17 protein-coding genes and 1 pseudogene are annotated in these 20,502 nt (G+C 42.4%); 3 read left to right on the top strand and 15 right to left on the bottom strand.

Going from position 1 to position 20,502, the window contains the following annotated elements:
- Window positions 1-109: 109 nt before the first annotated feature.
- Window positions 110-526, top strand: a complete 417-nt coding sequence (locus EWV66_RS19805) for a RidA family protein (protein WP_081417862.1) — start codon at window positions 110-112, stop codon at window positions 524-526.
- 40 nt (window positions 527-566) lie between these two features.
- On the opposite strand, the gene EWV66_RS19800 is transcribed toward EWV66_RS19805, so the two are convergent.
- The 3 genes from EWV66_RS19800 to EWV66_RS19790 all read right to left on the bottom strand — a co-directional run bounded on the left by EWV66_RS19800 (window position 567) and on the right by EWV66_RS19790 (window position 5,897).
- Entirely contained in the window at window positions 567-2,447 is a 1,881-nt protein-coding gene (locus EWV66_RS19800) for a DNA-directed RNA polymerase subunit gamma (RefSeq protein WP_052276391.1), read from the bottom strand.
- 180 nt (window positions 2,448-2,627) lie between these two features.
- Window positions 2,628-4,139 carry a WD40 repeat domain-containing protein gene (locus tag EWV66_RS19795; protein WP_185236953.1) on the bottom strand — a complete coding sequence of 504 codons (1,512 nt, stop codon included), beginning with the start codon at window positions 4,137-4,139 and terminating at the stop codon, window positions 2,628-2,630.
- A 177-nt stretch (window positions 4,140-4,316) separates the two neighbouring features.
- On the bottom strand, window positions 4,317-5,897 hold the full coding sequence (locus EWV66_RS19790; RefSeq protein ID WP_287108982.1) for a photosystem II high light acclimation radical SAM protein: 1,581 nt from the start codon (window positions 5,895-5,897) through the stop codon (window positions 4,317-4,319).
- A gap of 55 nt (window positions 5,898-5,952) precedes the next feature.
- On the opposite strand from EWV66_RS19790, the gene EWV66_RS19785 reads away from it, so the two are divergent.
- Window positions 5,953-6,078 carry a hypothetical protein gene (locus EWV66_RS19785; RefSeq protein ID WP_287108984.1) on the top strand — a complete coding sequence of 42 codons (126 nt, stop codon included), beginning with the start codon at window positions 5,953-5,955 and terminating at the stop codon, window positions 6,076-6,078.
- Window positions 6,079-6,524: 446 nt separating this feature from the next.
- Here EWV66_RS19785 and smc read toward each other — a convergent pair whose 3' ends face one another.
- From smc to EWV66_RS19765, 4 genes are all read right to left on the bottom strand, one after another.
- A complete protein-coding gene (gene smc / locus EWV66_RS19780; protein ID WP_287108985.1) occupies window positions 6,525-10,055 on the bottom strand; it encodes a chromosome segregation protein SMC in 3,531 nt (1,176 codons plus the stop codon).
- A 173-nt stretch (window positions 10,056-10,228) separates the two neighbouring features.
- Window positions 10,229-10,498, bottom strand: coding sequence for a YciI family protein (locus EWV66_RS19775; RefSeq protein WP_287108986.1), 270 nt, complete (start codon window positions 10,496-10,498; stop codon window positions 10,229-10,231).
- A gap of 183 nt (window positions 10,499-10,681) precedes the next feature.
- Window positions 10,682-12,250, bottom strand: a complete 1,569-nt coding sequence (locus tag EWV66_RS19770; RefSeq protein ID WP_287108987.1) for a hypothetical protein — start codon at window positions 12,248-12,250, stop codon at window positions 10,682-10,684.
- Between the two features lie 250 nt (window positions 12,251-12,500).
- A complete protein-coding gene (locus EWV66_RS19765; protein WP_353734445.1) occupies window positions 12,501-12,764 on the bottom strand; it encodes a YciI family protein in 264 nt (87 codons plus the stop codon).
- A 321-nt stretch (window positions 12,765-13,085) separates the two neighbouring features.
- On the opposite strand from EWV66_RS19765, the gene EWV66_RS19760 reads away from it, so the two are divergent.
- On the top strand, window positions 13,086-14,333 hold the full coding sequence (locus EWV66_RS19760) for a vanadium-dependent haloperoxidase (protein ID WP_287108988.1): 1,248 nt from the start codon (window positions 13,086-13,088) through the stop codon (window positions 14,331-14,333).
- A gap of 504 nt (window positions 14,334-14,837) precedes the next feature.
- On the opposite strand, the gene EWV66_RS19755 is transcribed toward EWV66_RS19760, so the two are convergent.
- The 8 genes and pseudogenes from EWV66_RS19755 to EWV66_RS19720 form a co-directional block, all read right to left on the bottom strand.
- On the bottom strand, window positions 14,838-15,773 hold the full coding sequence (locus EWV66_RS19755; protein WP_287108989.1) for a glycosyltransferase family 2 protein: 936 nt from the start codon (window positions 15,771-15,773) through the stop codon (window positions 14,838-14,840).
- The gene (locus EWV66_RS19750; RefSeq protein ID WP_052276395.1) at window positions 15,770-16,150 is read right to left on the bottom strand and encodes a GtrA family protein; all 381 of its coding nucleotides are present in this window, start codon (window positions 16,148-16,150) and stop codon (window positions 15,770-15,772) included. The genes EWV66_RS19755 and EWV66_RS19750 overlap by 4 nt, the downstream gene beginning before the upstream one ends.
- Before the next feature lie 66 nt (window positions 16,151-16,216).
- A complete protein-coding gene (locus EWV66_RS19745) occupies window positions 16,217-17,140 on the bottom strand; it encodes a transketolase family protein (protein WP_052276396.1) in 924 nt (307 codons plus the stop codon).
- Window positions 17,137-17,940, bottom strand: a complete 804-nt coding sequence (locus EWV66_RS19740; RefSeq protein WP_052276397.1) for a transketolase — start codon at window positions 17,938-17,940, stop codon at window positions 17,137-17,139. The genes EWV66_RS19745 and EWV66_RS19740 overlap by 4 nt, the downstream gene beginning before the upstream one ends.
- A 10-nt stretch (window positions 17,941-17,950) precedes the next feature.
- On the bottom strand, window positions 17,951-18,901 hold the full coding sequence (locus tag EWV66_RS19735) for an FkbM family methyltransferase (RefSeq protein WP_287108992.1): 951 nt from the start codon (window positions 18,899-18,901) through the stop codon (window positions 17,951-17,953).
- On the bottom strand, window positions 18,898-19,947 hold the full coding sequence (locus EWV66_RS19730) for an NAD-dependent epimerase/dehydratase family protein (protein ID WP_052276399.1): 1,050 nt from the start codon (window positions 19,945-19,947) through the stop codon (window positions 18,898-18,900). The genes EWV66_RS19735 and EWV66_RS19730 overlap by 4 nt, the downstream gene beginning before the upstream one ends.
- Window positions 19,948-19,958: 11 nt before the next feature.
- Window positions 19,959-20,195 (bottom strand): NAD(P)-dependent oxidoreductase, encoded by a 237-nt coding sequence (locus EWV66_RS19725; RefSeq protein WP_052276400.1) that lies wholly within the window; start codon window positions 20,193-20,195, stop codon window positions 19,959-19,961.
- Between the two features lie 61 nt (window positions 20,196-20,256).
- Window positions 20,257-20,502 (bottom strand): annotated as a pseudogene (locus EWV66_RS19720) (hypothetical protein); the annotation flags it as partial.

Below are 20,502 nucleotides of genomic sequence, written 5' to 3'. Positions count from 1 at the left end.
TCGCTTTTAGCGCACCTTCGACAAAGACAATCAGTAAAAATTAAGCTTCCTAACCGGTGAAAATTAACTACAAGCGATCGAAAAACTGGGAAAATATTCAATTGATTCAATGTCATCTTTTTTAACTATCCTGCCCATGAATAATCAGGTCATCCGTACTCATAAAGCTCCAGCCCCTGTGGGTCCCTATAATCAAGCGATCGCCGCTCCTGGTCCTTTTCTCTTTGTTGCGGGACAAATTCCCCTAGATCCCGTCACGGGTGAAATCGTCTCCGGGGAAATTAGCGCCCAAACCGAACAAGTTATGGCCAATCTAGAGGGCATTTTAACCGCTGCTGGGGCTAATTGGTCAAATGTGGTGAAAACTACCGTCTTTCTCTCGGATTTAGCCAATTTCGGGGCGATGAATCAAGTTTATGCCCGTTATTTCCCCCCGGAAACCGCCCCGGCCCGGGCCTGTGTGGAGGTGGCCCGTCTTCCCAAAGATGTGCTAGTGGAAATAGAATGTATTGCCGCTTTAGCCTAAAAATTAAGGTGGGCATTGCCCACCCTAACCTAATCTCTCTCTAGACCACCAAAGCTTCTAGAATCGTCTTATTGTAGATAATTCGCCCTACTGTAGTACGGACATACTGAGCAATTATCTGACCATCCTTCTCGCGGGTTTTGCGTTCCCGATAATATTTCCAGATGCTGCCATCGGGGAGAGTTTCCGTTTCCAGGACTTCCTCATCGGGTTTATTGGTTTTCACCTTTTCTCCCACCGGTAAACGCAACCACACGGAAGCGTGCAGATCTACCAATCCCTGATCAAAAGCGCGAATAGCGTCATCCATGCTGGCGAAATAACGACCTCCACCCTTTTGGGCCTTGGGATTTTCGGCCGTGAGATAATAACAACCCAAAACCATATCCTGAGAAGGGGCAACAATCGGGCGACCGGTCGCCGGTGAGAGAATATTATGACAGGCCAACATCAACAAGCGCGCTTCCGATTGTGCCTCCAGGGAGAGGGGAATATGTACGGCCATTTGGTCCCCGTCAAAGTCAGCGTTAAAAGCGGGACAGACGAGGGGATGTAACTGAATCGCCCGGCCCTCCACCAGTATCGGTTCAAACGCTTGAATGCCCAAACGGTGCAGGGTAGGGGCGCGGTTTAACATCACCGGGTGTCCCGTGATTACTTCATCCAAGACGTGCCAAACATTGGCATCCCCCCGTTGGATCATTTTCTTGGCTGCCTTGATATTATTGACGATGCCTAATTTAATTAAACGATGGATAACGAAGGGTTGGAACAATTCGATCGCCATTTCCCGGGGTAAACCGCATTGATAGATCTTCAATTTCGGACCAACAACGATAACCGAACGTCCCGAATAGTCCACCCGTTTACCGAGGAGATTTTGACGGAAACGCCCCTGTTTACCCTCGATAATATCCGATAAAGACTTCAGGGCGCGATTATTGGCCCCCACCACCGTGCGACCGCGACGACCGTTATCAATTAAAGCATCGACGGCCTCCTGTAACATCCGTTTTTCATTGCGGACGATAATTTCGGGGGCGAGAATTTCTTGCAGACGGGATAAACGGTTATTGCGGTTAATCACCCGACGGTAGAGATCGTTCAGGTCAGAGGTGGCAAAACGGCCGCCGTCCAACTGCACCATCGGGCGTAAATCGGGGGGAATCACGGGAATTACGCTTAAAACCATCCATTCTGCCTGAGAACCCGTGGCGACAAAGTTATCGATTACCCGGAGACGTTTAATTAATTTTGCCCGTTTTTGCCCCTTACTTTCGACAATTTCCGTCCGCAGTCTTTCCGCTTCTTCTTCCAGGTTAATTTCCTGTAAGAGTCTTTGGATAGCCTCGGCCCCGATACCCACTTCAATACCGACTAATTCCGAATCCTCCGCGTAGATTTCCTCTTCGATCTCTAACCATTGATCTTCGCTGAGGAGTTGTTTATAACTAAGATTGCCGGCATTACCCGGATCGAGAACCACATAGGCATTAAAATAGACGATTTGCTCCACGTCCCGCAGGGGCATATCGAGCAGGATACTGAGATAGCTGGGAATACCTTTGAGATACCAAACGTGGGTGACGGGGGCAGCTAATTTGATAAAACCCATGCGATGACGACGTACCCGCGACTCGGTGACTTCCACTCCGCAACGTTCACAGACAATTCCCCGGTGACGGACGCGTTTGTATTTACCGCACCAACATTCCCAGTCCTTCGAGGGTCCAAAAATTTTCTCGCAGAATAACCCATCCATTTCCGGTTTGAGAGTCCGATAGTTGATCGTTTCTGGTTTGGTTACTTCTCCGACGACTTGACCGTTAGGCAGGTTTCTTTCTCCCCATTGCCGAATTCTTTCGGGGGACGCTAAACCGATTTTGACGTAATCAAATCTTTGATCTGTTGGAGTCTTCATTCTGAATTTTTTACTATGGGTAATGATTCTGGGATAAGCGATCGCTCGCGCGTTCTCGATGCCCCGATGACAACTATTAGGCAGAAACGACAGTTAACTCAGTCACTTTTTCTTGGGGTCAAACTGGCCCGATCGAGTCCGGGACATTACATTATACAATTTTTCTAGTTCGATCGACCATTAAGTGATATTTTCCCAGATGATGATGCTACCGTCGGCCGCAGCCGCTGCTAGGTGACAATAATCGGGGCTGAGAACTAAACTGGAGATCGGCGATGATCGCCCATTGTCGCTGCTAAGAGTTGCGATCGCCTGTTGAGAATTGGCTAACCAGATTTTAATCTCTCCGTCGGTTCCCCCGGTAAATAACCATTGACCCTCCTCTGCAAATACCAAGCTTGTCACCTGACCATTATGGGCATTAATCACCCGAATTGGCGCAAAATGACCGCTTTTCTCTGGGTCGTATTGCCAGATTTTCACCGTCCCATCCACACAACCGGCGGCAATAATCTGACTATCGGCAGCGATCGCCAGACTCTGCACCGAAGAAACGTTACCAGATAGGACGGCGATTTTTGCTCCCGATCCCAATTGCCAGAGGGTGACAGTGCCATCACCTCCAGCTGCGGCGATAAAATCTTGATTAGGAGCCACTGCTAGGGCATAAATTGCCCCTAGACTGTCATAGGAGCTAAATGCTTCGTTTTCCTGCTCTAAATTCCACTGTTTTAGGGTTTGATCGTAACTACCGCTAACCAAAAAATGCCAACGGGGGGCAAAATCCAGGCCGTGAATCGAACCGAGATGACCGAGGAAAATTTGATTTAATTCCAGACTACTGCCATCGCCGGCTAACGTCCATAATTTAACGGTTTGATCGAATCCTCCCGTCGCTAGATGATAATCGCCGTTTCCGGTCACTGCTAGGGCTAAAATGCCCTGATCGTGAGCTTCTACCGTATTAATCAGGGTTCCTGTGGCAAAATCCCAGATTTTTAGGGTACGATCCCAACTAACGCTAATTAAAAACCGTTGATCCTCGGTAATTGCGATCGCTGTAATCATTTCCCGATGGGCGGCCAGACGGCGATAATAGTGCCAATGGGGTATATCGACGGGGGGGGAAGTGGGAGTTAAATTAAGGGTAGGTAGGGTGATTTGTGGCTCATTTTCCGCTTTTGTGGCGGGAATATCGGCCGATTCTTCGTTAAGCGGCAAAATATCTCTGTGTAAGCGACCGTAGGATTTTTCCAGATGTTCGATGCGTTCCAGCAGCCCGTTACGGTTGATATATTGAATAATTTGATTGTGGGACTGTTCGAGGACGAGAATATTCTCCTCTAATTCTGCGACCGCACGAGCGTTATCCCTGGCCACTGCGGGACTGAGGGACTGTATTTGTGCCGATAAAGCTTCTTTTTCTTCTTCCCACTGACTCTGTAAATGACCGGTTATCTCGGTTAAGCGTTGACGTTGCCTAGTTCTTTCTCGGAGACGATTGAGAATATTCAACCCGAAAGTCACGACTAGGAGGAACAAAGGCAAAAACTCCGCACCCATGGCCATAAGGGTAAGCAGGGTTAATCCTAGGGCGATATATTCCGCTAATTCTAGCCAATGGGGGCGATGGTCGGTCATTTTGCAGTTACCGGTAAAGGGATTTTGATCATCTCCTGATTTCAGACTCATGGTAACGCTAATTGCTGCCTTGGGATTGACTAAAATTAATTTTTAAGCAGGAGTTAAGACTTTTTCCTTAGTTTCTAAGTAGCTGGTTATAATTAAATTTAAAATGGATTTTAGGTTCGATCCCCCCCGCCCCCCTTGATAAGGGGGGTGCCGATAGGCGGGGGGATCTGATAATTTTTAAGCAGGAGTTAAGACTTTTTTCTTAGTTTCTATCGGTGCGGTTAAAGCGGATTCTAAATCGGCCTTCCCTAGTCTTGCTTCCAAAATTTTCAGCACTTCCCGTCCAAAATCATCAGGATTCTGTCGCCATGCTTGCAGACAAACTTCGCCAAAGAATGACCCCAAAGGTTCGGGATTCCAGAGCAGTTTTTTGGCTGTCCAGGGCATTAAACTCATGGGATCATAGTCGGGTTTAATAATTTCTTTTTTGAAGGCGTATTCTTCTAGATGGGTGTGGGGTTGTAGTCCGATAAAAAAGATGGCTGGTTCCACTTTATCGACTCCAAAAATATTTTCTAATTCCCGATGATAGGCGATAGTTTGACGAATAGTTTCTAGGGTTTCATCAATAACATTAAAGGAATAATTTACCGAAACCAGATCATTAAAACCCGCCGCTTTTAAGTCTCGACAATTTTGCAGAACTGTCCGCAAATTATAGCCCATCCGCATTTTACGGACTAATTCCTGAGAACCACTTGTGATGCCAATTTCAAAGTAGTTCATGCCTGTTTTTACCATTAAATCGCACAGTTTCGGGGTGAGATTATCGGCGCGAATATAGGCAGCCCAATGGATATCTTTCATCCCAGCAGCGAGAATTTTTTCTAATAGTTCTTCTACGTCGTTGATAAATTTTCTGGTGGGGATAAATTGGGCATCGGTAAACCAGAAATTGCGAATGCCGCGGTCGTATAATTGGCGCATTTCCTTAACTACTTCATCGGCGGGATTAATGCGTACTTGTTTGCCTTCAACGACGGTATAGATGCAGTAGCAGCAGTTATGGGGACAGCCGCGCTTGGTTTGCACCCCGATATAAAAGTCGTTTTCTTGGAAATAGTAGGAAAATTCCGGCCAAATACTGGCGATATAGTCGTAGTTACAAGCGGATTTTTCTAAGGGGGTGGGGGATTCGTGGATTAAACGCGGCCGGGGTGTGGTTTCTCCGACGACATAACAACGTTCATCGCTAAAGTCCCGGCCGGAGAGGAATTTTTCTAGCAGGGTTTCCCCTTCTCCGACTGATACAATTGTTCCTGTGGGCAGTTTGGTTTTTAGTTGTTCGTAGAAAACACTGACGGCACCACCCCCGACGATAACTCGCGCTTCGGGATGGTATTTTCTGGCCCGCTGCAACCCGCGGCGAATTAGTCCCTGATTGCGCCATAATTCGCCGTAGTAGGCGGTTGTCACCTTTAAACCTCCTAAAGCACCGCGCAGCTTAATTAGGGGGTTTTTAGCGTAGTAAAATTCAAAGGCGTTTTGCAGGGGATTACCACCGCGACCACCGACGGGGGCATATATTTGAATATCCCGCCAGGAGAATACTAGCAGGGTGGGCTGAAATTCGTCAACACAGCGATCGAGTGCCTGGTTAAAGTCTAAGGGGGGGACGGTACCAAGGTCAAAAATCCTTTGTTCGATGTCGGGGAATAGTTTATGAACGTGGTCGGAAAGATAAACGACACCGATGGGGAAAATGGGGTTACAGGGGAGTCTAACGTAGAGGATGCGTTGTGCTTGCGGTTGAGTCATGAGATTTCTGAAGGGGATGGAGACGCATTCTGAGTAATCTTAATATAACTTAACTTTGTCCGGCTTGTCTGGCAGTTATCAGTTATCAGTTATCAGTTATCAGTCATCAGTCATCAGTTATCAGTTATCAGTTATCAGTTATCAGTTATCAGTTATCAGATGTGAGTTTTCAGTTCACTGATTACTGTTTACTGAGTCACTGAAAAGCTTTCTGTGCGTTACTCAAGGGATTTAGTATTACTTCGGATTTTATGACTCAATCCAAGCTTTTGGGGGGTTCTACCCCCCAAACCCCCCGTTGGGGGCGTGGCGCCGCCCCCAAACCCCCCGCGCATTAGTTTTTCGGTGGGATGCTTACACGCAGCCGCTGACGCATCTGTAATAATTTGAGAGTCACTCCCCTTGCAGGAGTGTCTCTGCTGATATGTAGCCTATACTGAACGGATGACCGTATGATTGACTAATTTGCGTTATTTCAGCTTCTATTTTCAAGTCAGGAGATAGGAGATAGGAGATAGGAGACTTTTTTATTTATTCTCCCCACACCCCACACCCCACACCCCACTACCCCCCCCGATGTCGGGGGGGTTGGGGGGGTCACACCCCACACCCCACTTGCGTCTTAGGTTAAACTTTAATTCCTAGTACCTGTGTATGGGTTCCCCGCGCTTGGGTGACACCGATGGTTCTTTCGGAAGCTTCAATCATCGGCCGACGCAAACTAACGACAATAAACTGTGCTTGTTGTGCTTGTTTTTGAATCATTTTGGCCAATTTCTCTACATTGGCCCCATCTAAAAACATATCCACTTCATCAAACGCATAAAAGGGAGAAGGACGATATCTTTGTAGGGAAAAAATAAAGCTTAAAGCGGTTAAAGATTTTTCACCTCCAGACATGGAACTTAATCGCTGTACGGGTTTTCCTTTGGGATGGGCCACCAGATTTAAGCCACCATTAAAGGGGTCATTTTCGTCTTCTAATTGTAAGTAACCATCGCCATCGGACAGGGTAGCAAATATATTCTTAAAGTTTTCGTTAACGGCAGTAAATGCTTCCTGAAAAGCATTAAATCTGAGGGTGGTAAAGTTTTCTATCCGCAAAAGTAGTTCGGTTCTTTCTCCTTCTAGAGTTTGCAGTTTTTCTGATAGTTCATCTAATCTCTCTTTAGTTTTTTGGTATTCTTCTAAAGCTAACATATTCACCGGTTCTAAAGCTTCCAATTTCTTTTGTAACTGCCGAATATCGCTTTGAATTTTCTCGAAATCTCGATCGCTTTCAGGAATTTCGGGCAAGGGATTGGGTAAGTCGCTTTCTAGTTGACTAATTTCTGTCTGTAAAGTGGTTAGTAATGCTTGTCTTTCCTCTTGATTGTTGACTAACTTTTCCGATTGCCAGATGGCCTGTTGTTGTTGGTTTTGTTGTTGTCGCAAAACTGTCTCTAATTGGTCTCTTTTTTGCTTGGTTTCCCCTAGTTGTCGGGATAATTGCTGTAAAGCTTGATTGATTTCTAAAATATTGTGATCAAGTTTTTCTATCTCCAGATTACCGATATTTCTCTGATTAACTGCATCGGTAATTATTTTCTCAATCTCAATAATTCTATCCCCAGACTCTTGACTTTTTTCCTCTAGTCTGATCTGTTGATTTTGTAGGTCTTTTAACTGTTCGCGGACTGTAGCGAGGTGATTTTCTTGGGTTTGTAACTGCAATTCTTGAGTGCGAATTATTCCCTGTACCTGTTGCCATTCGCTATGGGTATGATTGGCCTCTAAAGCAGTTAATTTCTCCTGTTCTTGCTGTAAAGATAACTCTAACTCAGGAATTTCTCTGGTTAATACTTCTAACCGTTGACGAGAAATAGTAATTTCCTCTTGCTGGCCCGATAATTGACGGTTTAAATCCTCTTTTTCTGTGGTTAAACGTTGTAAATCCTTGCTTAATTGTTGTAGAGATAATTGATTTTCCCGATGACTTTGACGGGTTTCGGTTAACTGTTGGGTTAACTGACTGATAAGATGATTAACTTGGGTAATTTTTTCTTCGTTGCGGGTAAGAATGCGATCGATTTCTGCTAATCTTTCCCGTAGAGATTCCGCTTCACTAGACTCCTTAGGAGAAATTTTACCAAAACGCAGCCCCGATCGCGTCGGTTGGCTGCCTCCGGTCATAGCACCAGTCATCTCTAATAACTCGCCATCCAACGTAACAATGCGATATTGATTGATATAATAACGGGCAGAATCTATATCCTCGAAAACCACGGTACTGCCAAAAATATAGTTAAAAACCTCCCGATACTGGGGTTGAAACTTAACCAAATTCACCGCTAAATCCAGATAACCCCGCGCATGACGCAGAGAGGAAATATCCTGGGGACGGGGAGGACGAATTTTATTCAGGGGTAAAAAAGTGGCCCTACCGATGCGACGCTGTTTTAGCAAGGCAATTCCGGCGGCCGCAACGCTATCATCTTGGACGACTACATGACCTAAACGACCTCCGGCGGCGATTTCCAGAGCAATTTGATAACGTTCCTCTACTTCGCCCAATTGTGCCACTAATCCGCAGATTCCGGGCAAATCTGACTGTAATAATATTTGAGTGGCATAGGTTCCCTGGGCCTCCTGTTGCGCTTGCTTGGTCGCTTCCAGTTTATCTAATTCCCTCTGTTTGTCCCGTTGTTCCTTGAGCAGACGTTTTTGGGTGTCCTGACTGATAACGTGATTTTGTTCAGCAAGGGTGAGTTTTTGGGCTAAATTTTGGATATCGGGTTCCGCTTGATTAATTTTTTGTAATATTTCTTGACTTTCTTCGGTTTTTGTGCTAACCACTTGCTCTAATTCTTGCAGACGTTGACCAGCTTCTACTATATTAGTTTGCAATCGATCGCATCTTTCGGTCAATTGGGCCCGTTGGCTACGGTAGGGGTTTAATTGTTCCTGAAGACGGGTAATATTGCGGGAAAGGTCGCTTTGTTCTTTTACCCATGCTTCTGACGCTTCCGCGAGACTACTTGCTTGCAGACGATGGGTTTCTAGGGTTTCCCTTGCGGTTTGGGTTGTCCGTAGGAGATTGGGTAAAATTTCAGTTTCTAAACGGCTTTTTTCAGCAGTAATCAGGTTTAATTCGCGATTATAACGATTAATTTCCTCTAAAAGTCTGGTTTTTTGTGCCTGAGATTCTTTTTCAAGGTTTTCTAGCTCTTTTTGTCGTTGTTGCTGTTGTTGTCGTTTGGCCTGTTGACTTGCTAATCGGGAAGTTAGGGACAGGTGTTCATCTTCCCCGAAAGCTTTGACCTGTTGATTGAGTTTCTCTAATTCTTGACTATTTTGGGCGATTTGTTCGGATAAATTGGCGATAGTCTCCGTTAAAAGCTGTTTTTCCCTTTCCCCAGCTTTAATTTGTTCTTTTACTTGCTGGCAGCGCTGCTGGAGATTTTGCCAATGGAGGACAATTTCCCATTGTTGTTTTTCTTGGACTTGGGCCTTGAGTTTTTGGTATTTTTCGGCTTTAATGCGATCGAGTGCTAATTTCTCCAGAGATTTTTGCAATTCTGTGGCAATAATTTGGCAGCGTTCTTCCCTTTCTTTAACCGAATCGATATTATCCTTAGTTTTCTCAATTTTGCGGTCAAATTCGGCTACTCCTGCCAATTCGTCGATAATTTCCCGTCTTTCCTTAGCATTCATGCTGATAATTCGGGTTACGTCCCCCTGTAACACCACGTTGTACCCTTCGGGATAGATGCGTAAACGGTTCAACTGGTCGTGAAGTTCGCTAACCGTACAGGTTTCCCCATTGATATAGTAGGTAGAAGTATAGCTGCCACCCTTAGCCACTTTTAAGCGTCGGGAAACCGTCCAATCCCTATCGGTTGCGTCGGGAATATCGCTAACATCAAAAGTCACCGAAACACTCGCTTCGGTGCTATGACGTTGACTGTTATAGCTGTGATTGACTAAATCCGGTAATCTTTCGGCCCGCATTCCCTTGGATGTAGCTAATCCCAAGCAAAATAGCAATGCGTCGAGAATATTCGACTTTCCCGAACCATTTGGACCAGAAACCACCGTAAACCCCGGTAAAAAGGGGATGGGAGTCGTTCCCCCGAAGGATTTGAAGTGTGAGAGTTCGACCTTTTTGATGTAAACCATGGCGATAAGCAAAAATTAGGCAAGCTATCAGCTGTCAGCTTGAATCGATAAGGGATAACTCCGGTTTATCCTTGAAAATATCCTCAGACTTGACCGGAGATGAGTTTGATTAGTTGCGTAGTTGGAAAATTTTATGAGAACACCCTTACAGAAAAATATAGCTGATAGTCCCCTTAGATGGCTTGAATCCATTCCTTGACTTGGTACTCTATCCAGATACCATTTTGCCAATAGGGATCCGCTTCGATTAATTCTCGCACTTCTGACTCGCTGGCTGCCTGATAAATTCCAAAAACTTGGCTTAAATCTGCCGTTGGTCCGATAGTAATAAGAATTCCCCGTTCTTTCTGTTGATTTAATCCCTCTAGATGCGCTTGACGATAGGGTGCGCGTTTTTCCAGCACGTTTTCACAATAACTACCCCAGACAACAAATTTCGGCATATTTGACCTGTACTCTCTTGCTCTGTTGCTATTTTACGATCGAATCGTCAATCAGACTAAATTGCTATGGAAAAGTGGGTGAAGTACACAGATACTGTAGAATGGAGATGGTTGGGGTGATGATTTACAAACTTATTCGGATCGTTTACGGGGTTCTCAAATCAGGAAAAAGGCAGCCTATAATTATTTTTTAAGATAAATACGAACTCCTTGAACTTCATCAACTAGCCGATAATTTTCCTTGATAACCCTAGCAATTTCAGGAAAAACTTCGTGTCCCTGAGTTTCTCTATCGGTAAAGAAAAACATTCTTGGAGCCACAGCATCAACAAATAACTTAGCATTAGAATTAATAAGATCGTCTGCGTATCTTTTCAGAAAATATTCTTGCAGTGAACCTGGTAGGATTTGCCAAACGGAAACACTATCTATTGTCGCTGTTACCAGTCCCGTGTCAACATATAACTCTGAGGCCCATCCCCAGACAGCCATAGATTCACCAGGAGAAGCATACTTGAGAATAGTTTTAGCAATCGGACTAAGATAATTTCTAGCAAATCTTCTGCGATTATTAAGGTAAAAATTATCTGATATTATCGTTGTGGCAACTTCTAAAAAACTACTAGCAACTGTAATAAAAATTACACCTGTTAAAAGAGAAAATCTTAAGTTTGAAAAGTCCAATTGCGACAGCTGTAAGACTTTTGCCAGTTCACCTAGAAAAACGCCGATAATCAATCCACTAGGTATGATTAGAAACAGTAAATAATGAGTAAACCCGTTCCCCGGTCTAATAATTGAATAACTCGACGCGGCCAAAATAAATAAACTGTAATAGACAAAGTAAAATGTGTTAGACTTTTCTTGATTTAGGCTTAAGAAAAAACGCTTTATTATTAAAAATGGTATTCCTACTATCAACGTAATTGCTGTTAATAAAAATAATATCTGTGTATCTTGCACTTTTCTTAACATATTCAGAAATCTGAGAATTTTTCTGAAAAAGCTTAGTTGATTTACGTTTCCCATCAAACCATGGGTAGAATAAATCAATAAATTTTGTTGTATATAAGATTTCCAGAAAGCATCATAGATTGAGAAAATTGTTAGATATAGTATAACTAAAGCCGAGAACAAGATTCCCCCAAGAAAGAAAGCAGCAAGACTCCTGATGAATTGACCTCTCGCTCTGCTTTTTAGCCAGAGTATGTGCAAAAATATACAAGCAATTGAGAAAGCTATAGGAACTGACTGCATTTTGGCAAAGGGAGTAAGTCCCAGGATAAAACCCAAGGCAAATATCAGGCGATTAGGATTAGATAAATTACCAGCATAATATTTACAAACGATTAACAAAGCCACACTTAATATTGCCACCGAAAAATGTTCACTTGTATAATGCACATAGTCAAAAAATTTCATTAAGGCGACAGTGGTAACAACGGGAACTATTGCTAGGCGAGAAAGGCTCTTATAGTAGAGAGTGGATAAAGCATAATAAAGACAAACAATAGCAGCAATTATCATGATTAAGCCGATAACACGACTACTAGCATATTCAATTCTGAACCCGAAAAAAGCTGGTAGAGTCAGAGGATAGACATTGAGGGGTCCAGATGAACCGGTATCTACCGCACGCCAAAAAACTGGATCCTTCAACAGTTTGAGCGCACCTGCGGTAAATAGTGCCTCATCGGGGTTTAGCATTGGGGGCAAGAAACCCGGCCAGCGTGCTGCTAAAATAAAAGTCACTAAAGATATAATAAATATCAGATTTGACAATAGAAATTTCTGGAGCTTACTCGTGGCAGTTCTCGGGAATATAAGGGGAGAAAAAGCTAAAAAAATGAAGACAATAAAAGTGACTATTACCGATATTCTGTAAATAATTGACAAAGATTGAATACTTGCCAAGTTGCTCAGTAGCCACCACCGTAAATCAATTTGGTTATTTACCATTTTTTCACTCTTTAGGGATCAATCTAGAGGGGATGGACTTATATTATAACCAGCTGTAAGCGTTTTTTCGATGTTTACAACTGAGAATAATGACAACTGAACCCCCATCGTCTAATTCTCGCACTTCTGACTGGCTGGCTGCCTGATAAATTGCGAAAACTTGGCTTAAATCTGCCGTTGGTCCGATAGTAATGAGAATTCCCCGTTCTTTCTGTTGATTTAATCCCTCTAGATGCGCTTGACGATAGGGTGCGCGTTTTTCCAGCACGTTTTCACAATAACTACCCCAGACAACAAATTTCGGCATATTTAACCTGTACTCTCTTGATCTGTTGCTATTTTACGATCGAATCGTCAATCAGACTAAATCGCTATAGAAAAGTGGCAAGTGGCAGGTTTTTCGGTTATCAGTAAACAGTCATCAGTGAACTGAACAGTCAAATCTGATAACTAATAACTGCAATAGTTAATTTTTGTAAAAAGTAGTTGACAAATTGCCAGGGCTTTAAAGTGGGATTTATGTCACTTAACTTCTTGTTAACAGCCTAAACTTCCATGGTTACTATTGAATTTATCCAATAGACTGGGGCTGTTAGGTCAAAGTTGCGATATTAAAGGAGGTAACGATATGAACGTAATTATCGAGTGGAATGACGTTTTTTTAGAAACCATTCGGAAAATTGGTGGCGGTCCGACACCGATTGCCCGGGCGGGGGCGATGTTACAGGTGGCGATGTTTAACGCCATTAATGCCCTTTCGGGGAATTTATACAGTCCCTATCCCAGCAATTTAAAGTTAACGCCCCATCCCGGTACTTCTCCTGAAATAGCGGCGGTTTATGCGGCCCATCGTATTCTTAGCCGGATTTATGTCAATCTGACCATGACTTTTAATACTGCTTTGGATACATCCCTGCAAAGATTAAACGTGGTTAAGATGTCCGATGCCGATACCAAAGGTAAAACGTTTGGGCAGGCCGTGGCCGATTCCATTCTCACCCTGCGTCAGAATGACGGTTCTGGCCAACCTCCCCTGTATAAACCGGGTAATCAGCCGGGGGATTGGCGACCGACAGGATCTGGGGATGCGGTTGCCCCCCAATGGCCGGACGTGACTCCCTTTGTCATGACTTCTGGGAGTCAATTTCGGCCGCCCTTTCCGGGTAACTATGCTAATACAATCGACCTTCTCCGTAGTCCTGAATATGCGGCCCAGTTTAACGAAGTCAAACTGTTAGGGGCGGCCAATTCCCCTGTGCGTACTGCTGAAGAGGCTATAATTGCCTTTTTCTGGGCGAATGATGTGGATGGAACCTATAAACCCCCTGGCCATCTGTTCCGCATTACCCAAATTGTTGCCCAACAAAGAAATTTATCTCTACTGGAAACAGCGCGTTTATTTGCCCTAGTGGGTTTAGTCATGGGTGATGCCGCTATTGTCGCGTGGGATGCTAAGTACCGGCTGCCGATTAATCTCTGGCGACCGGAAACAGCGATCCGTCTGGCCGATCAAGATGGTAATCTTTTAACCGAAGCTGATCCCAATTGGCAACCCCTATCAATTAATACCGCCGGTCAGCGTTTTAGTCCCGCTTTCCCTGCCTATGTTTCTGGTCATGCCACTTTTGGGGCGGCCCACGCTGGGATTATGCGTAATTTCTTTGGTACTGATAACGTCACTTTTACCGCCGACACGGACGATCCTAACGCCGAGGGGATTAAACGCACCTATAATAGTTTTAGTTCGGCGGCTTTGGAAAATGGTCGCAGCCGTGTTTATCTGGGAGTTCACTTCCAATGGGACGGTGACCACGGTTTCTGGTCGGGTACACAGTTGGCTGATTTTGTCTATGCCAGAGTTTTACAGAGAGTTTAGGTAGAGTAATCGATAAACTACGCCTACCCATTAGTTTGAGGTAGGCGTTTTTGGCAGGGATGGAACCTTTATATAGAAAGGCATTTAGCGATTTTTGTCAATTGTTTTTGCTCTAGAGCGAACTAATCAATTAAGTCTCTTGTCAGATAAGGATTTAGTCGATTTATGCCCCCCGATCGAACCATACCAAGTAACGAAGAACCTTTAATACCAATTCTCCAAAGTCTGACTACAGAAGTTTAATCCCCCTAAATCCCCCTTAAAAAGGGTGACTTAAATTCGATGTGTAGTTTTCATTTAGAGAAATGGTATAACTTATCATAGGATCGATCAATCTTTGTGTTCTTTGTGTCTCTGTGGTTGATCCCGAACCCTTCTGGGATAAAGATTTAACCAGTGGAATTAAATATAAGATGAAAGTAGGTTGGGTTGAAGCATGAAACCCAACGCCTAACCATTACCATTTGTCCTCCAAGATTGAGTTAGTATAACAAATACAGTCACTCACTCAAAGTTAATCCGTTCTCGTTCGACAACTAAAGGCCTTTTTAAAATTCTCATGTGCATTAAGCCAATGTATTCCCCAATAATACCGATAAAAAATAACTGCACCGAAGCGAGTAAAAATAGTCCGATCATGATTGGTGCGGTTCCTAAAGGGAAATAATCCCAGAACAACAATTTGGCGATTAAATAACCTAACGCCACTAGCAAACTCAGCAGAGACAAAGCAAAACCCAAAAATGTAGCAATCCTCAAAGGAACACTAGAATGGCTGGTAATGCCTAGCATCGCAGCGTCATAAAGCCTATAAAAATTTCGATAACTACTCTTCCCTTTTTTACGCTGCCGTTGTTTGTACTCAATCTCAGCACTGTCAAAGCCGATCTCTGAAATAATACCTCTTAGGTATGGATAAGGATCGTCAATTTTTTTCAAAACTTCCACGACCTTTTTATCATAGAGTCCAAAACCTGTAAAATGAGCAGTAGGCTTAATATCCGATAACTGAGTGACAAGAAAGTAATAAAAACTCCGGATACTATACAGTAGAAAATTTTCTTCACTTGAAGTTTTTATTCCTTTGACTATGTGATAGCCCTCTTCCCATTTTTTGATAAAATCAACAATCAAGTCTGGTGGATCTTGTAAATCAGCAAAAATTAAGACAACAGCATCAGCATCTGGCTGAGTTATTCCATAGTAAATCGATCGAATTGCCCCAAAGTTTCGAGCATTAACGATAATTTTGACATTGGAATCTTTGATGCCAATACCTTTAAGAATGTCCACCGTTTTATCCTGAGAAGCATTATCAATAAATAGATGTTCATAATCATATTTTTCTAAGTCCGCAAAAATCTGTTTGACTTGAAGATAAATCTCTTCGATATTCCCCTCCTCATTATAGCAAGGAGTCACTACACTAATTTTTTTCATTGTCTATTTCCTCTAAAAACAAAGGTTTTATTCAAGAAATAAGAAACAATTGCTAGAGGCAATACTAAGATAGCTTGTGCCACTAAGATATTGATTCCTAGCATCTTAACAATTCGTAAGGATTCAGCGTTTAATAAGTAAATCACTAAATAAACACCAATAAAGCGAGTTAGTAGTCGATTATTTTGGTCTTTAAAAACGATAGCTCCGATAGTTTTAAAGTTGAATAATACCCCGCAAATAGTAGCGATAAGTAAGGAATAGCGATAATCTAATCCTAGACAAATCAGCAAGGCAAAGACGGAATAACCAAATAAGGTATTAATTACCCCCACTAACAAAAATCTAACAAATTTACTTTTTTGGAACAGATACATTTTTCAAGTTTATTTTGACAATTAGTGATTACATTGGTCTTTACCTTCTCCTCACCTGTAAAATGGCTAATACACTCTTTGTAGCATGGCCAGAGCCGATTGCACAATGCCATCCAAATCAAGTCCTTGTTGGGAACGTAAAACTGTTTGACTACCGGCGGTTTTAACTGCTTCTCTTTTTAACCTTAAAGGCTTAAATTCAACAGTTTCGCTCGACTGTGCCAGAACTTCTGCAACTGCACTTCCTAAACCGCCAATTCCATGTTCTTCTAGGGTGATTATCTTCTTAGTCTTTTGGGCAGATTGTAAGATAGATTGTTCATCTAGAGGGTAGAGAGTCGGCATACTCAAAACTTCAATAGAATAACCCTGCATCGTCAGTTTTTCAGCCGCTTTAACGGTTAAATCTAGCATTCCCCCTATACTGATTAAGGTCAAATCTGTTCCCGACTGTAACTCGATTGCCTTACCAATTTCAAACTGAGGTTCCCTAGGGTGAACTTGAGGTTCACCGGCTTTCCCTAATCTTAAATAACACGGACTAGATAGGTTAACAATAGCTTGAGTAGCTAATTTAGCTTCTAGAGGATCCCCTGGAGCGATAACAGTCATATTAGGCAACACTCTCATCACCGCCAAATCTTCCATGCCATGATGAGTATAACCCAGAGAACCGTAGGTCAGTCCACCACCAACAGCAACAATATTAACATTGAGATTGTGATAACAGACATCATTACGAATCTGTTCAAAACATCGCATGATCGGAAAATTGACAATAGAATAGGCAAAGACGATTTTGCCAGACATTGCTAGACCCGCAGCTATGCCGATCATGTTTTGTTCGGCAATACCCACATTCACAAATCGTTGAGGAAATTGGCCTGCAAATCCTTCGAGGACAGAATAGCCTAAGTCTCCGCAAAGAAGCCAAATCCTCTCATCTTTCTTGGCTATTTCACAAAGCGTATTGATAAAAGCTGTTCTCATGATTTCCCCTCAATTTCTGCTACGGCTTGTTCTAGTTGTTCTTGATTCGGTGACTTGTAATGCCAAGCCAGTTGATTTTCCATAAAACTGACTCCTTTTCCCTTAACAGTATGGGCGATAATACAGCTAGGTTTGCCCTTTTCAAAAGGAACACTATTGAAAGCATCTTCAATCTGCTGGAAATTATGACCGTCAATTTCTCGCACTGACCAACGAAATGCCTGGAATTTAGCTGTTAAGGGTTCAAGGTCAAGCACTTCTTTGACCGTGCCAAAACTCTGAATCTTGTTATAGTCCACAATAACAACTAGGTTATCGAGTTGATGCTGAGGCGCAAATAAAATTGATTCCCAGTTTGAGCCTTCATCCATTTCGCCATCACTAACTAGAACAAATACTCGGTAGGGTTTATCTTCACGTTTACCAGCTAGAGCTATACCACAACCGATAGGTAAACCATGACCTAAAGACCCGGTAGAGGCTTCTATTCCGGGTAGATAATGACTGATATGACCAGTTAACTTAGAACCATCTTGACAATAGGTTTCTAGCCATTCTAGGGGAAAAAATCCCCGTTCAGCCAGTACTGCGTAGAGAATAGCCGCACTATGACCTTTACTGAGAATAAATCGATCGCGGTCTAGCCAATTTGGGTTAGTCGGATCAACTCGGAGAATTTTGCCATATAGCACAGCTAATAAATCAGCCATACTTAAGCAACTGCCAATGTGAGAGGCATTGGCTCGATGAACCATTTGTAAGGAAATTAGACGGATTTGTTTGGCTAATTTTTCGAGCATTGGCGTTCAATCATGAGGTAGTTTTTGTTGATACAAAGTTTTGAATTTGTTGGCTATGTTTTTCTCGATGAAGAAAGAAAAAGTTAGTTTCTAGAGTCGTATCGTCCATGAGGGAAAATCGGGATAAATTATGATCACAAACGGTAAAGCAATCATAACCGATCTCAGCCATTAAGTCAATGATCTGATTAGGGTGGTAATTAAATTTGGCTGACCATTTTCTGAGCATCTCTGTAAAAATTATTGGTTTGTCTCGTTTAATTGTCTCCAGACCTCCTTGATAAACTAAAAGTTCTGCTCCTTCCACATCACATTTAATAAAATCTATCTTGACAGGATTTTCATCGATAAATTCATCCAACCTTTTCACTTCGCAAGTTATTTCTTTAATGGTTTCACTCTCTGTAATATTCACTAAAGACGCACTCACAGAAGCTTCCGGTTGAACGTAAAATTTTAACGTTTCGTTTTGATTAGAAAATCCAAAATTGTAGAGAGTTATGTTTTTAATCTCTAAGTTTAAGTCTAGATTTTTTTGAAAGTAATCAAAAGTTGATTTTACTGGTTCAAATGACCATATCTTAGCTTGATTAAATCGCTTGGCAATACTTAGAGAATACCAGCCAATATTAGCTCCAATATCAAAGATATTACAGGAGTCTCCCAAGGTTGAAATTAACTCAAAAATTAAATGACTTTCTGCTGGTTCATAGAAATTAAAATTGAGTATTTCAAAGGGTGCCGCTCGTTTATCTGGCTGATTACACCAGACATTGATTCCTTGTTCCCTAGAAGTAAATACAACTCCATCGTCTTGAATCCTAATACTAGCAATGTCAGTATCCTTGAGAAGTTCAGAATAGTCAAACAGAACTTGGTGAAATTGATACATTTCATCAATATACTGCTGTTTATTGATCTGTCCCAAATGATAGTGTTGTTTCCTGTCCAATAACTTCATAAAAAACTCCCAATTGTACGTTTAAAACCTTCTTCAATGCTGGTTTGCGGTTGCCACCCTAAGGCCAATAACTTAGAAATATCCGGACAATTCCGGGAGACTTGACTCGGAATATAATCGGGATTATCTTGGATGGGTTGGCGAAGGAGTTTTAATCCTTTTTCAGGAAATAAATCCACAAGTTTCACCGCCAATTCTAATATACTTATCTCCCCTTGAGGATTTCCTAAATTATAGGCTTGTCCATTCTCCCCCTTCAGAAGAATAGTTAAAAAACCTTGAACGGCATCGGCTAAATAACAAAAAGCGCGACGAGCGCTTCCGTCACTTTTCATAATTATATCACGATTGTTGACAATATCAGCTACAAAATCTGCATAGACTCGACCATCATCCAAGCTTAACCCCGGCCCATAAGTATGAAAAGGACGGACAATTTTAGTAGGAATGTTGTATTGATGAAACCAAGAAACACACATATTTTCGCCCATACGCTTGCTTTCAGCATAACAGGAACGAACTAAGGTCGGATCCAGATAACCATAATTATCTTCCCTAATTTGCTCACAAGAGGGATCAACTTTTCCATACACCTCACTACTACTGAAATAGAGAAAGCTTTCCACTTGATGGAGTTGAGCAAGTTCGAGAAGATTATAAGTTCCTACAGTATTCGCTAATAATGTTCCCACTGGATCTTTCCCATAATACTTCGGACTGGCTTGACTGGCAGCATGAATGATAAAATCTATTTTCAAGTCTAAAGAAATCGGACTAGAAACATCCTGCTCAATTAACTCTAAATCGGTTCTATTCTGGTAAAACTCCAATCGTTTTAAGGCTTTCTCCTTATTTCTGACTAAGCCAATCACTTTGATAGAAGAATGTTTTTTTTGTTCATTCAAATAGAGCAAGGTTTCCACGATGTAAGCTGGTAAAAATCCATTGGCTCCCGAAATAAAAACTGTTTTTCCTGCCAAAGTTTGCCAAGGTAAATCAGCTGCAATAATTTGCCTCAAATCTTGTTCAACAATTTTATGTCTCATAATTTTCTAACTCAGAAAAATATTGGTTTGTGATCCCGAATAATATCTAGTATCCCATCGAGGATAGATTTCCTTGCCGATGCTTTTAAGTCTAGCTGATCATTAGCCCAAATAAAACTCTCTAAAAGCCAGCAGCCAAAAAAGCCTGTACCTCCAGTAATAAATATCCGTTGTCCCCGCAATTCCTCCCACAGGGTTTTAGTATGGGCAAGAATGTGATTTAAGTCATTTGTTAGGTTAGGTTGCATCTTCAGCCCCGAATCATTACCAAGATTTCTTCCATGATTTTATCAGCATTTGACAAGTCTCCTACAAGGTTTCTGGTTCAACGCCTATTTCTCTTAATTTTTCAGCTAATTTGTGCCGTAACATTCGCTCCTGTTCGAGTTGATATTCAGTTTGTGCGACTCGTTCACTCCCCCATAATAACAGATTGCCCGACTTATCCCACCAACGCAACCAATAGGCTGTCACTTCAGCTTTTTTTCCCTGCCAGACTCCCAAAAATAAGTTAATCTCTGCTATCCAATAACGATTGTTTTCATCAGGTTTTTG

The organism is Microcystis sp. M_OC_Ca_00000000_C217Col (assembly GCF_007095585.1).
GTDB lineage: Bacteria > Cyanobacteriota > Cyanobacteriia > Cyanobacteriales > Microcystaceae > Microcystis > Microcystis panniformis.
The sequence above is the reverse complement of the archived record's forward strand: the minus strand, read 5'-3'. Positions and strand labels throughout refer to the sequence as shown.